The 13,716-nt window shown below is 47.3% G+C and carries 11 protein-coding genes and 1 tRNA gene; 9 read left to right on the top strand and 3 right to left on the bottom strand.

Annotated features, from left to right (window positions below; genetic code table 11):
- Positions 1-37: 37 nt before the first annotated feature.
- Together FTT64_RS07415 and FTT64_RS07420 are read right to left on the bottom strand one after the other, a co-directional pair.
- Positions 38-113: transfer RNA gene (locus tag FTT64_RS07415), tRNA-Arg, on the bottom strand.
- An 85-nt stretch (positions 114-198) separates the two neighbouring features.
- Positions 199-1,554 (bottom strand): amino acid permease, encoded by a 1,356-nt coding sequence (locus FTT64_RS07420; protein WP_180182228.1) that lies wholly within the window; start codon positions 1,552-1,554, stop codon positions 199-201.
- Between the two features lie 328 nt (positions 1,555-1,882).
- On the opposite strand from FTT64_RS07420, the gene prpF reads away from it, so the two are divergent.
- Complete coding sequence (gene prpF, locus FTT64_RS07425; protein ID WP_160242898.1) at positions 1,883-3,073, top strand: 2-methylaconitate cis-trans isomerase PrpF; 1,191 nt, start codon at positions 1,883-1,885, stop codon at positions 3,071-3,073.
- Positions 3,074-3,282: 209 nt separating this feature from the next.
- A complete protein-coding gene (locus tag FTT64_RS07430; RefSeq protein ID WP_005179661.1) occupies positions 3,283-4,191 on the top strand; it encodes a farnesyl diphosphate synthase in 909 nt (302 codons plus the stop codon).
- Positions 4,192-4,227: 36 nt separating this feature from the next.
- Here FTT64_RS07430 and FTT64_RS07435 read toward each other — a convergent pair whose 3' ends face one another.
- Complete coding sequence (locus FTT64_RS07435) at positions 4,228-4,584, bottom strand: hypothetical protein (RefSeq protein ID WP_180182229.1); 357 nt, start codon at positions 4,582-4,584, stop codon at positions 4,228-4,230.
- A gap of 471 nt (positions 4,585-5,055) precedes the next feature.
- On the opposite strand from FTT64_RS07435, the gene ndhC reads away from it, so the two are divergent.
- From ndhC to nuoH, 7 genes are all read left to right on the top strand, one after another.
- Positions 5,056-5,601 carry an NADH-quinone oxidoreductase subunit A gene (gene ndhC / locus FTT64_RS07440; protein WP_005179655.1) on the top strand — a complete coding sequence of 182 codons (546 nt, stop codon included), beginning with the start codon at positions 5,056-5,058 and terminating at the stop codon, positions 5,599-5,601.
- Positions 5,602-5,607: 6 nt separating this feature from the next.
- Positions 5,608-6,285: an NADH-quinone oxidoreductase subunit B family protein gene (locus tag FTT64_RS07445; RefSeq protein ID WP_005179652.1), complete on the top strand. Its 678-nt coding sequence runs from the start codon at positions 5,608-5,610 to the stop codon at positions 6,283-6,285.
- Between the two features lie 87 nt (positions 6,286-6,372).
- The gene (gene nuoC, locus FTT64_RS07450; protein WP_005179647.1) at positions 6,373-8,160 is read left to right on the top strand and encodes an NADH-quinone oxidoreductase subunit C/D; all 1,788 of its coding nucleotides are present in this window, start codon (positions 6,373-6,375) and stop codon (positions 8,158-8,160) included.
- Positions 8,161-8,174: 14 nt separating this feature from the next.
- Positions 8,175-8,684, top strand: coding sequence for an NADH-quinone oxidoreductase subunit NuoE (gene nuoE / locus FTT64_RS07455; protein WP_005179645.1), 510 nt, complete (start codon positions 8,175-8,177; stop codon positions 8,682-8,684).
- A complete protein-coding gene (nuoF, locus tag FTT64_RS07460; protein WP_104487502.1) occupies positions 8,681-10,012 on the top strand; it encodes an NADH-quinone oxidoreductase subunit NuoF in 1,332 nt (443 codons plus the stop codon). The genes nuoE and nuoF overlap by 4 nt, the downstream gene beginning before the upstream one ends.
- A gap of 11 nt (positions 10,013-10,023) precedes the next feature.
- On the top strand, positions 10,024-12,702 hold the full coding sequence (gene nuoG, locus FTT64_RS07465; RefSeq protein ID WP_168405462.1) for an NADH-quinone oxidoreductase subunit NuoG: 2,679 nt from the start codon (positions 10,024-10,026) through the stop codon (positions 12,700-12,702).
- A 3-nt stretch (positions 12,703-12,705) separates the two neighbouring features.
- On the top strand, positions 12,706-13,707 hold the full coding sequence (nuoH, locus tag FTT64_RS07470; protein WP_005179637.1) for an NADH-quinone oxidoreductase subunit NuoH: 1,002 nt from the start codon (positions 12,706-12,708) through the stop codon (positions 13,705-13,707).
- Positions 13,708-13,716 lie beyond the last annotated feature (9 nt).

Genomic DNA, 13,716 nt, shown 5'->3' on the forward strand with positions numbered 1-13,716 from the left:
AAGGAAGGAGATGCGCCTTCCTTTTTTATAGATACGATGGTGTGCCCTGCGGGACTCGAACCCACGCCGGTCGCTTAGGAGGCAACTGCTCTATCCAGTTAAGCTAAGGGCACAAAACGCCCTTAATTTAGCTGAAAAAAAGCTGAAAAAAAAGTTATTACCGAAGTAATAACTTTTTCTTTTGTCAGTAAAAATAACTTAGTTGTTTTTTTGTTTTAGCAATTTAAACAGACCCCACATCAGCACAATCCAGACCGGAATCATATACACCGATTCGCTAAAGCCTTGGGTCCACATAATGTACAGGATGGTGGCAATAAACAGCAGCACAATCACGTTACCCACAGGTGACCACAGTGCAGGGAAAGAGGTGGTTTGACCTGAGTTTTTCATGGCCTGAATAAACTTCAGGTGAGTCAGGGTAATCATGGCCCAGTTCAGTACCAAGGCACCGACCACAATATAAATCAGGTGGCTTAAAGCATCTTCCGGTACAAAGTAGTTCAACAATACACAGCCAAAAATCAGCAGGGCAGAGAACAGCACCGCAGGAATTGGCACGCCTTGCTTGTTCACTTTCAGGAATACTTTTGGCGCATTGCCTTGTTGGGCCAGACCGAACAGCATCCGGCTATTGGCATACATACCACTGTTATAAACCGACAGCGCCGCCGTTAAAATAATAAAGTTCAGCAGATGTGCCGCCCAGCCAATGCCTAACTGGCTAAAGATCATCACGAATGGGCTTTTATCCAGACCGCCCAGTTCCAGCTGATTCCATGGCACTAACGACAGTAAAATCGTCAATGAACCAACATAGAAAATCAGGATACGGAACACCACCTGATTGATGGCTTTGGGAATGGTCTTTTTCGGATCCTGCGCTTCTGCTGCTGCCATACCAATTAGCTCGATCCCGCCAAAGGCAAACATCAGGAAGGCCAGCATGAAGAATAAGCCTTCAAAGCCGTGCGGGAAGAATCCGCCATGGCTCCAGAGGTTGCTAAATGAAGCAGTCGAGTTGGCATCTGCGGTCAACAGGAGGTACAGACCAAAAATGATCATCGATACTACTGCGGCCACTTTAATAATTGCCAGCCAGAATTCTGATTCCCCATAAAATTTTACATTGCCGAGGTTGATCAGGGTAATGACAATAAAGAAAAACAGGACCGAGGACCAGGCCGGAATATGCGGCCACCAGTAGTTAATATATTTGGCGACAGCGGTGAGTTCGGTCATGGCGACCAGAATATATAAAATCCAGTAATTCCAGCCGGCCAGGAAGCCAGGGAATTTCCCCCAATAGCGATAAGCAAAATGGCTGAAAGAACCTGCAACCGGTTCATGAACAATCATTTCGCCCAGTTGGCGCATAATTAAAAATGCAATCAAACCCCCAATCGCATAGCCTAAAATAATAGAGGGACCTGCGGATTGGATGACTTGAGCGGAACCTAAGAATAAGCCAGTACCAATCGCGCCGCCCATGGCGATGAGTTGGATATGACGGTTCTTTAAGCCACGCTGAAGTTGAGAAGACTCGTTGTTCAAAGTGTTCAGCCCGACAATGTATAATAAGTGGCTCGATTGTAATAGATAGTTGCAAATTAGCCTAGTAGATCACCAGTCGCTTCAGAACAGCTCATAAAATCGAAAAATGTTCATTTTGTTGAAACAATAATTGAATCAAGATATTAATTTTATTGGCTATATTTTTTTAGGCTTGAAAATTTCAAGTCTACAGCCCAAGATTTGGGTAAATTTTATACTTAAGTCCAGTTCGCCTGATTTTTTAAGCAAAAGACGTTATCATTTAAAGCAAGCAAAAACCTTGCTTTGGATTATGTAATACAACGAAAAATCAAAGGATTAGATAAGAATGCGCTGCGCTCCACAAATTAAAATTGCAGCCACCTATATGCGTGGCGGTACTAGTAAAGGTGTCTTTTTCAAATTAGATGACTTACCAGTCGAAGCGCAAGTGCCTGGAAAAATTCGTGATCAGCTACTGCTACGGGTCATTGGCAGCCCGGACCCTTATGGCAAGCAGATTGATGGCATGGGCGGCGCCACTTCCAGTACCAGTAAAACCGTGATTCTGGCCAAAAGCAGCCAGCCGGAGCATGATGTCGATTATCTATTTGGTCAGGTGGCAATTGATCAGCCTTTTGTGGACTGGAGCGGTAACTGTGGCAACCTGACTGCTGCGGTGGGTGCCTTTGCCATCAGTCAGGGGCTAGTGGATGCCGATAAAATTCCGGAAAACGGTCTGTGTACCGTACGCATCTGGCAGAAAAATATTCAGAAAACCATTATCGCGCATGTGCCAATCACCAATGGTCAGGTGCAGGAAACCGGTGATTTTGAGCTGGATGGTGTGACTTTTCCGGCAGCAGAAGTACAAATTGAATTTTTAGATCCGGCCGATGATGGCGAAGAGGGCGGGGCCATGTTTCCGACTGGCAATGTGGTGGATACCTTTGTGGTACCAGATGTCGGGACTTTTCAGGCGACTTTTATTAATGCCGGTATTCCGACCATCTTTTTAAATGCCGATGAAATTGGCTATAGCGGTACCGAATTGCAGGATGACATTAATAGTAATCCGGAGGCGCTGGCGCGTTTTGAAAAAATCCGGGCCTATGGGGCCAAGCAGATGGGCTTGATTGATGATGTAGCGGAAGCGGCAAAACGTCAGCATACCCCGAAAATTGCTTTTGTCGCGCGTCCACAGAGCTATACCGCATCAAGTGGTAAAAATATTCAGGCTGAAGATGTCGATTTGCTGGTGCGTGCCTTGTCGATGGGTAAACTGCACCATGCCATGATGGGCACTGCTGCGGTGGCCATTGGGACAGCCGCTGCCGTGCCGGGGAGCTTGGTGAATCTGGCTGCTGGTGGTGGCGAGCGTGAAGCGGTGCGTTTTGGTCATCCTTCTGGGACTTTACGCGTCGGCGCGCAAGCGGTGCAGGAAAACGGTCAGTGGCAGGTGAAAAAAGCGGTGATGAGCCGTAGTGCGCGGGTGCTGATGGAAGGCTGGGTACGTGTACCGGCCGAGGTGCTGGAATAACGCTGACTTGATTTTGCCTGAATTAATGAATTCGCCTCTATGTTCAATAGGGGCGTTTTTTATGGATTGAGATCGAAAGCTGAAAAAAACTGAAATATCCGCTTGTCTGTAGTTAAGGCTTAAAAAAACTTAAATTAGAGGTACAATGCGGACAGGGGGTTGGCCAGTGACGGCTAACAATCTTATAGAACAACCAATTCGAGGCAAATGTGTCATCTCTCACTGACGTCCCTGTAACCGTGTTGACTGAAGCGCAACAACGTATCCAACAAGATTTATTGACAGCCTTAGACGCTTTTGCCATTCCTGAGCCTTTAAAAGGGGCGGTCTATCATGCAGTAATGCTGGGTGGAAAACGCGTGCGTCCGGCCTTGTGTTATGCCACAGCAGCCTTAAAACCGAATACCAATATGGCGGCAGTGCGCCGTGCAGCGGTGGCGATTGAGCTGATTCACTGCTATTCGCTGGCGCATGATGATTTGCCTTGTATGGACAATGATTTGCTGCGCCGTGGCCAGCCGACCTGTCATGCGGCTTTTGGTGAAGATACGGCACTGTTGGCCGGTGATATTTTGCAGTCAATGGCCTTTGAGGTATTGGGCAGCCGTTTGTTTGATCAGGGGGCGGCAGTAGATGCGACAATTGTGCTAAAGCAGATGCAGATTCTGGCGACCGCGTCTTCCAAGATGGTGTGCGGACAGGTGCTGGATTTACAGGCCGAAGGCAAACAGGTTGATCAGGCTGCGTTAGAAACGATTCATCGCAATAAAACCGGTGCTTTAATTTCTGCGGCGATTATGATGGCTGCAGTAGCGATTTTTGAGGGTACCGATCGCGCGATTCCACAACTGCGCGAATATGGGCAGGTGATTGGTCTGGCCTTCCAGGTCCAGGATGATATTCTGGATATTATTTCTGATACTGAAGTGTTAGGAAAAACTGCCGGGAAGGATGAACAGGTGGAGAAATCGACCTATCCGGCATTGATGGGGCTGGAGCAGGCACAGGCTTATGCCACAGATTTGCATGATCAGGCTTTGCAGGCGCTAGACTATTTTGCTGAAGATGCCGCCGCATTAAGAGCCATTTCACAATTTTTATGGCAACGTAAAAGTTAATTAAAAAAGCGTGTTGTCAAAACACGCTTTTTTGTTTTATTCCTGGATTTTGGCATCCGGAGCAATCAGGGCTTTGCCTTTCTTAAGGCCTTCCAGTGCAGCCTGATTAAAGTCAAACAGCAGCTTATTGTCTTTGGCATCAATATTGTAACGGCTAATCAGTTTCTGGTCACCGTCCAGGGTATCCACCGTGTACTCATCAGCAATATTTAAAATACCATCGAGGTTAATACTGGCTGAGGCTTTGTCCTGACGGAACAGCTCGTAAATATCACTTAAATCGAAAATGGCATTGTTCGCGTCTGGATGTTTCTCAATATAATTTTCAATATGACGCATAATTAGCTGGGCAAAGAGAAAGTACTCAGGATGATGGGTAAATTTTAAGCTCATGTATGTACTCCTTATTATTGAAATTTATAGTTCTTCTTAGGAATACCATAAGCCTTCAGATTGATGAAGCCTTAAGCGCTTTAAATTGCAAAAATATACAAATCACGCCAGCGTTCAGGCGGCAGAATAAGATCATCATTTTAATTCGGTGTAAATGAAGCCGAATACGGCTGGCAGGATTGGCCATTGCAAATTTAGTGATCAATAGCAGCGACTCATGCAACATTTTGGAAAAATTAATAAATAAACACATCTTGATTTAGTAAAGCGATTATGGCCTGTAGGGGCCAACAGAATGGTGCTCTGGCATTTGTTTCGCGGAAAAATCATCCGAAAGACTAAGGCTTATAAGCTAGCAAGTGAAATCATAAATCAGGTACAATTGGCGGGATTAATTTTGTGTTTGGTGTATTTGAAGGCCAATACATACATTCTTTGTTAATAAATAGGCCTGCCAGGAGTTATCCCCGCATGAGTGCCATTACTCCATACGAATGGGCAATTATTGCCTTCGTGATCGGCGTTACATTTTTATGCGTCTTTATGCTCACTGTCCCGTTACTCCTAGGGGGTAAATCATGGGGCCGTGCCAAGCAGGAGCAGTTTGAGTCAGGTGTTGTGAGTGCAGGTGGTGCACGCATTCGCTTGTCTGCCAAGTTCTATTTAGTTGCGATTTTCTTCGTTGTGTTCGACTTAGAAGCCCTCTATCTCTACGCATGGGCAGCTTCTGTTCGTGAAGTAGGCTGGGTTGGTTTTGCAACTGCTGCTGTATTTATTTTAGTTTTACTCGTTGGTTTGATTTACGAACTGTCAACCGGTGCACTGAACTGGGCTCCATCTGACAAACGTAAAGCTGCAGGGATTAAACCTAAAATCGGTTCACCAAATATGGATCTTGCAGAAATTACCCGCTTTAACTCAATTGAAGAGCTGGTAATCGACCCTACTGGTCAAATTCCTGCTCAATCTGCTGGTCATGTGAAAAAATCACAGGCTATATCATCTGATAAGGAGTAACTCGGGATGAAATATACCTTAACCCGTGCGAATCCGGATGCTGATCAATATCCACTTCAGGAGCGCCAGATCGTTACAGATCCGCTTGAAGAAGAAGTGAATAAAAATGTGTTCATGACTCGTTTAGAAGACTTGGCACATACAGCAGTAAACTGGGGGCGTAAGAACTCAGTTTGGCCGTTTAACTTTGGTACATCTTGCTGCTACGTAGAGTATGCAACGACTTTAACCGGCGTGCATGACTTGTCACGTTTTGGTGCCGAGGTTATTCGTGCTTCACCTCGTCAGGCCGACCTCATGATTGTCGCCGGTACCTGTTTCGTGAAAATGGCCCCAGTAATCCAGCGTTTGTACGAGCAAATGCTTGAGCCAAAATGGGTCATCTCAATGGGTGCATGTGCAAACTCAGGCGGTATGTACGATATTTATTCGGTTGTACAAGGTGTGGATAAAATCATTCCTGTCGATGTGTATATCCCAGGTTGCCCACCACGTCCTGAAGCCTTAATTCAGGCATTAATGTTGTTGCAAGACCAAATTCAATTAGAGCGCCGTCCGCTGTCTGCGGTGATTGGTGATGATCTTAAGCCAGTGTATAAGCCAAAGATGATGCCAGAACGTGACCGTAAGCAAGCACAGCGTATTGCGGTGAAAAACCTGCGCTCTATGGATGAAATTAAATAATTTAAGCGACAAAATCGTGGTGCACCCGTTATGGGTGTAGTTGTCGTTTAGGTTGACTGAATTTGTATTAAATAGGAAGCCAAGCCAATGGCTGAAACTGACATTGCTATGCCAGAATCAACAGCAGTTGATTCCCGCCCAGCATTTGCAATTGTAGAAGAGCTCAAAACCAAATTTGGTGAGAACTTCTATGTGCAAACGACTTTTGAAGATTTTCCAACGGTCTGGGTTGAGCGCGCACGCGTACAAGAAGTCTTGATGTTCTTGCGTACAGTGTCACGTCCATACGTGATGCTGTTTGACCTGTCTGCGGTAGATGAGCGTTTACGTACGCACCGCGACGGATTGCCTGCATCTGACTTTACCGTGTTCTATCACCTGTTGTCGTTAGAACGTAACAGCGATATCCGTGTCAAAGTTGCGCTAAATGAGAACGATCTGAATATTCCGACTGCGACCAATATCTGGCCAAATGCCAACTGGTACGAGCGTGAAGCTTACGATATGTTCGGCATTAACTTCGAAGGGCATCCAATGCTCCGTCGTATCTTGCTGCCAACCTATTGGGAAGGTCACCCGCTGCGCAAGGAATATTCTGCACGTGCCACTGAATATACCCCGTATATGCAGAACCAGGCCAAGCAGGATTTTGAACAGGAACACTTGCGTTTTGTACCGGAAGACTGGGGTCTGACCCGCGGTAACGAAGACGAAGACTTCATGTTCCTGAACTTGGGTCCTAACCACCCATCTGCGCACGGTGCGTTCCGTGTCATCTTGCAGCTGGATGGTGAAGAAGTAAAAGACTGTGTACCCGACATCGGCTATCACCACCGTGGTGTAGAGAAAATGGCTGAGCGTCAAACCTGGCACTCATTTATTCCGTATACCGACCGTGTCGACTACCTCGGTGGTTGTGCGCAAAACATGCCGTATGTGATGGGTGTGGAGCAGCTGGCCGGTATTCAGGTGCCAGAGCGTGCACAATGTATCCGTGTGATGATGTCGGAACTGTTCCGTATCAATAACCACTTGCTTTATATCGGTACAGCAATTCAGGATGCCGGCGGTATGACCCCAGTATTCTATATGTTCGCCGACCGTCAGAAGATTTATGACGCGATTGAAGCCATTACTGGTTACCGTATGCACCCAGCCTGGTTCCGTATTGGCGGTACCGCGCATGACCTTCCAAACAACTGGCAGCACCTGATCCGCGAGATTCTGGAGTGGATGCCAAAACGTCTGAAGGAATACCACACTGCAGCGCTGAAAAACTCGGTGTTTGAAGGCCGTACCCGCAATGTAGCGCAGTACGATGCAAAATCTGCATTGGCCTGGGGTGTGACAGGTACCGGTTTACGTGCAACAGGTATCGACTTTGACGTACGTAAATACCGTCCATACAGCGGCTATGAAAACTATGACTTCGAAGTGCCGGTGGAGTACGAAGGTGATGCCTATGCGCGTGTCATCGTTCACTACCGCGAAATCGAACAGTCTTTAAAAATCATCAAGCAGTGCTTGGATAACATGCCATCTGGTCCATATAAAGCGGATCATCCTCTGGCTGTTCCACCACCAAAAGACAAGACATTACAAGATATTGAAACCCTGATTACGCACTTCTTGAGCGTGTCTTGGGGTCCTGTCATGCCGGCAGGTGAAGCATCTGTAATGGCAGAAGTGGTGAAAGGGGCGTCGAACTACTACTTGACTTCAGACAAGTCAACCATGAGTTATCGTACCCGTATCCGTACACCAACCTTCACGCACTTACAGCAAATTCCTTCGGTGATTAACGGCAGTCTGGTCTCTGACTTGATCATTTATTTAGCGACAATTGATGTCGTAATGGCTGACGTGGATCGCTAAGGGGTAAACGCATTATGATGATTTTGACTGATAAAAAGCCACGTGTGAATGTTGAAGGGATTTTAACTGCAGATGAAATCCACGAAATCGAACATCACATTGGTCACTATCCGTACCCACGTGCAGCATCTCTGGATGCGCTGAAGTGTGTACAACGCCGTAATGGCTGGATTGATGACGCACAGCTCAATGCGATTGCTCAACTGCTTTCAATCAGTGTTGCTGATTTAGAAGGGGTAGCAACGTTCTATAACCGTATTTACCGTCAACCGGTAGGTCGTCACGTTATTCTTTTGTGTGACTCTATCGCGTGCTTCTTGATGGGGGCGGAAACTTTGGCAGAAGCGTTCCAGCGCGAGCTTGGTATTCAGTTTGGTCAAACGACTGCAGATGGTCGTTTCACTTTGCTGCCAATCTGCTGTCTGGGCAACTGTGACAAAGGTCCAACGTTAATGATTGATGAAGATACTCACGGTCTGGTTGAAGTGACATCAATTAAACAGTTATTGGAGAAGTATGTATGAATACCGAACCAAAACCAATTTATGGCGACGGTAACCCAGAAACTCATCCATTAACTTGGCGTTTGAGTAAACAAGAGCATGTTCGTAATGCAGATGATTACGAAGCGCTTGATGGTTATGCCGGCTTCAAAAAAGCCATTAGCATGACACCGGCTGAAGTGCTGGATGTGGTGAAAGCTGCAACCGTTAAAGGTCGTGGTGGTGCAGGCTTCCCGGCGGGCATCAAATGGTCGCTGATGGCGCCAAACGACAATTCAGGTCCACGTTACCTGATCTGTAATGCCGACGAAATGGAACCGGGTACCTTCAAAGACCGCTTGTTGATGGAAAAACTTCCACATCAATTGATTGAAGGCATGCTGATTGCAGCTTATACACTGGAAGCGACTCACGGCTATATCTTTATCCGTGGCGAGTACATCGAAGCTGCACAATACTTAAATGAAGCAATTGAGCAGATTCGTGCCAAAGGTTACCTGGGTGACAACATCCTGGATTCTGGCTGGAACTTCGAACTGTATGTGCACACCGGCGCGGGCCGTTATATCTGTGGTGAAGAAACCGCACTGATTAACTCGCTGGAAGGTCGCCGTGCCAATCCGCGTACTAAACCACCATTCCCGCAAGTTGCAGGGGCGTGGGGTCGTCCTACGATTGTCAACAACGTAGAAACCTACAACAACTTGCCAGCTATTTTGTTACGTGGTCCTGAGTGGTACATCAACCTGTCTGCGGGTAAATCTAAAGATCCAGGTACGAAAATTTACGGTGCATCAGGTAAGGTGAAATTCCCGGGTCTTTGGGAACTGCCTTTTGGTACCACTGCACGTGAAGTGATTGAAGAACATGCCGGTGGTATGCGTGACGGCCTGAAGCTGAAAGCATGGTTACCAGGTGGTGCATCAACAGACTTCCTGGCTGCTGAGCACATTGACCTGCCAATGGATGCAGAAAGCATCATGAAAGCGGGTTCACGTTTAGGTACCTGTCTGCTGATGGTAGTCGATGAAACCCAATGTATGGTTTCAGCAACCCGTAACTTAGAAGAATTCTTTGCGCGTGAATCATGTGGCTGGTGTACACCTTGCCGTGATGGTTTACCGTGGGCGGTGAAAGCACTGAAAGCACTCGAAGATGGTACGGGTACGAAAGAAGACATCGATCACTTACAGGAACTGACCCGTAAGCTTTGGATTGGTAAAACTTTCTGTGCACACGCACCAGGTGCGATGGAACCGTTAATGGGCGCACTCAAATATTTCCGTGGCGAGTTTGAAGCGAAAGTGGTGAATGCCGCAGCTCAGACCAGCAACGTAGAACAAGCTTAAGGAATTCGACTATGGCTACAATTCATGTCGATGGAAAATCGTATGAAGTCAACGGCTCAGAAAACTTGCTGCAAGCTTGTTTAAGCCTTGGCATCGACATCCCATATTTTTGTTGGCATCCATCCTTAGGTTCTGTCGGTTCTTGCCGTCAATGTGCTGTGACGCAATACGCGAATCCTGAAGATACGCGTGGTCGTCTGGTCATGTCATGTATGACGCCTGCTGCTGACAATACCTACATCTCGATTGAAGACAAAGAAGCAAAAGATTTCCGTGCTTCTGTTGTTGAATTCTTGATGACCAACCACCCGCACGACTGTCCGGTCTGTGAAGAAGGTGGTCACTGTCATTTACAGGATATGACTGTAATGACGCAACACGACCGTCGTCGTTACCGTTTCACCAAGCGTACGCATTACAACCAGGAACTGGGTTCGTTTATTGCGCACGAGATGAACCGCTGTATCGCCTGTTACCGTTGTGTGCGTTACTACAAAGACTATGCTGGCGGTACCGACTTTGGCGTGTATGCCAACGCATCACGTGTGTACTTCGGTCGTCCAGAATCAGGGACTTTAGAATCTGAATTCTCGGGTAACCTGACTGAAGTCTGCCCAACAGGTGTATTCACCGACAAAACTCACTCTGCGCGCTACAACCGTAAGTGGGACATGCAGTATGCGCCTAGCGTATGCCAAGGCTGTTCTTCAGGCTGTAACATTTCTCCAGGTGAGCGTTATGGTGAACTGCGTCGTGTAGAAAACCGTTTCAATGGTGAAGTGAACCAGTACTTCCTGTGTGACAAAGGCCGTTTCGGTACCGGTTATGTGAACCGTGAAGATCGTCCGCGTCAGCCACAATTCCGTGATGGTCAAAATGTCACGACTGTGTCTGTCGATCAGGCATTAGACACCGTGATCGAGAATCTTCAAGGCAAAAAAGTGCTGGGTATTGGCTCACCACGTGCCTCGCTTGAATCGAACTTTGCACTGCGCGAACTGGTTGGTCAGGACAACTACTCAACCGGTATGTCGCAAAAAGAGCAAAGTCTGGTGGAACTGGCGGCATCAATCATGCAAACCGAAGGTGTTTACAACCCGGGCATGCGTGAAATTGAAAGCTATGACGCCGTGTTAATTCTGGGTGAAGATCTGACACAAACTGCACCACGTATGGCTTTATCTGTTCGTCAAGCAGCGAAAAACAAAGCCAAAGAAATGGCGGCAGAGCGTCGTACTCAAGAATGGCTGGCTGAACCGGTACAACGTATTGCGCAAGATGCAAAATCTCCGATTTACATTCTGGCTGCAACTCAAACCCGTCTTGCTGACGTGGCAACTGGTGAAGTGGTTGCATCTCCAAATGACATCGCGCGTTTAGGCTTTGCCATTGCCGCTGGCGTAAAAGGCGAACTGATTACCGGTCTGGATGACGATGCCAAAGCATTTGCACAAACCATCGCAGATACCTTAAAAGCGGCGAAGAAGCCTTTAATCATCTCTGGTACAAGCTTACAAGACGCTACCATCATGGAAGCTGCTGCACAAGTGGCGCAGAATCTGGGTAATGCAGGCTTAACATTGACTGTTCCTGAAGTGAACTCAATGGGCTTGGCGATCTTTGGTGGTCAAAGCTTGGAGCAAGCCTTTGCACAAGACTATGACACTGTAATTGTGGTGGAAAATGACCTTTACCGTCGTTTACCAGCGGCTCAGGTCGATGCTGCACTTGCAGGCAAAGATATTATTGTGCTGGATCACTCTGAAACTGCGACTGTAGCGAAAGCAGACATCGTACTTTCAGCAGCAAGCTTCGCTGAAGGTGATGGTACTGTAGTCTCGCAAGAAGGCCGTGCACAGCGTTTCTACCAAGTGTATGACCCAAGCTACTACAAGCCGGAACTGGCGATTAAAGAATCTTGGCGCTGGTTACATGCCCTTGAAACTGGCATGAAAGGCAAAGCGATTTCATGGACCTTGCTGGATGATGTGATCGAGTCTGTAGCGAAAAATGTACCGGCATTAGAAGGTATTTTAGACGTTGCGCCAGATGCGGGCTTCCGTGTCCATGGTCTGAAAGTGGCACGTGAACCACGTCGTTACTCAGGTCGTACTGCAATTCGTGCACCGCTTTCGATTCACGAACCAAAACAGCCGACCGATGTCGATTCTGCATTAACGTTCTCGATGGAAGGTTATGTCGGTAATCAGACGCCATCTGCACTGGTGCCATTTGCGTGGTCTGCAGGTTGGAACTCGCCACAGGCCTGGAACAAATTCCAGGACAATGTGGGCGGTCACTTAAAAGGTGGTGATTCAGGCGTACGTTTATTCGACCGTTTACCAAAACGTCCAGCACGTAGCTTCGTAGCACCAAGCCCTGTATTGGCCAATCCGGACAGCTTCCGTTTGGTGCCAATGCATCATATTTTTGCGTCAGGTGAATTCACCATTAAAACACCAGCGATGGAATCACGTATTCCTGAAGCCATGTTTGCCGTGGGTGAACAGGATGCAAGCCGTTTGAACCTGAAAGATGGACAGAAGATCACTGTGAAAGCAGGCGAGACTTCAATTGTTCTTCCAGTTCAAGTGATTGAATATTTACCTACAGGTTATATTGGTTACCCAATTGGTCTAGCACCGACGGTATCTCTTGCTGAGCCTGTGTCAGTCGCGGTAGGAGTATAATTCATGGAACAAGAATTAATGCGTCAAACACCGCTTTGGGCTGAGAACTGGCCAATTGCCTATTCAGTCATTCAAGCGATTGTGATCTTGCTGGTTGTGGTACTGGTTGCAGCATTAATGTCATTTATCGAGCGTCGTCTGCTCGGTTTATGGCAAGACCGTTACGGTCCGAACCGTGTAGGTCCGGGCGGTATGTTCCAGATTGTCGCCGACATGCTGAAAATCATGTTCAAAGAAGACTGGACACCAAAATTCGCTGACAAGCTGACTTTCCGTATGGCACCTGCAGTTGCAATGGCAACTGCGGTACTGTCGTTCATGGTTATTCCTGTATCACCGTATTTAGGTGTGGCAGACATGAGCATCGGCCTGCTGTTCTTTATGGCAATGGCGGGTATTGCAGTCTATGCGGTTCTGTTTGGTGGCTGGTCATCAAATAACAAATATGCATTGCTGGGTGGTCTACGTTCTGCAGCGCAAACCATTTCTTATGAAGTGTTCCTGGGTATTTCCCTGATGGGTGTGGTGGCAATTGCCGGCTCATTCAACATGCGTGAAATTGTAGAAGCACAGCAAGACGTCTGGTTTGTAATTCCTCAGTTCTTGGGCTTCTTGATTTTCGTGGTTGCAGGTGTTGCGGTAACGCACCGTCACCCGTTTGACCAACCAGAAGCAGAACAGGAATTGGCAGAAGGTTATCACGTCGAATACGGCGGTATGAAATGGGGGATGTTCTTCGTTGCGGAATACGTCAACGTGGTGCTGATCTCTGCGCTGATCGTGACGTTATTCTTCGGTGGCTGGTTAGCGCCATTCGGACTTGATTTCTTACCTCCAGCATTCTGGTTCATTATCAAAACAGCATTCTTTGTAATGATGTTCGTTCTGGCACGTGGTTCTTTAATGCGTCCACGTTATGACCAGGTAATGAACTTTGGCTGGAAAATTTGCTTGCCATTAGCGTTGGTGAACCTGCTGGTTACTGGCGCGGTTATCTTGTGGTAAGGGCAGGGA

It is taken from the genome of Acinetobacter sp. Q186-3 (assembly GCF_013420655.1).
In the GTDB taxonomy this organism is placed as follows: domain Bacteria; phylum Pseudomonadota; class Gammaproteobacteria; order Pseudomonadales; family Moraxellaceae; genus Acinetobacter; species Acinetobacter indicus.

Excerpts from the sequence above, each read along its gene's own strand:
- nuoF (WP_104487502.1), top strand. The coding sequence starts at position 8,681 with ATGAATACCGAACCAAAACCAATTTATGGCGACGGTAACCCAGAAACT.
- FTT64_RS07445 (WP_005179652.1), top strand. The coding sequence starts at position 5,608 with ATGAAATATACCTTAACCCGTGCGAATCCGGATGCTGATCAATATCCA.
- nuoH (WP_005179637.1), top strand. The coding sequence starts at position 12,706 with ATGGAACAAGAATTAATGCGTCAAACACCGCTTTGGGCTGAGAACTGG.
- nuoG (WP_168405462.1), top strand. The coding sequence starts at position 10,024 with ATGGCTACAATTCATGTCGATGGAAAATCGTATGAAGTCAACGGCTCA.
- FTT64_RS07435 (WP_180182229.1), bottom strand. The coding sequence starts at position 4,584 with ATGAGCTTAAAATTTACCCATCATCCTGAGTACTTTCTCTTTGCCCAG.
- prpF (WP_160242898.1), top strand. The coding sequence starts at position 1,883 with ATGCGCTGCGCTCCACAAATTAAAATTGCAGCCACCTATATGCGTGGC.
- nuoC (WP_005179647.1), top strand. The coding sequence starts at position 6,373 with ATGGCTGAAACTGACATTGCTATGCCAGAATCAACAGCAGTTGATTCC.
- ndhC (WP_005179655.1), top strand. The coding sequence starts at position 5,056 with ATGAGTGCCATTACTCCATACGAATGGGCAATTATTGCCTTCGTGATC.
- nuoE (WP_005179645.1), top strand. The coding sequence starts at position 8,175 with ATGATGATTTTGACTGATAAAAAGCCACGTGTGAATGTTGAAGGGATT.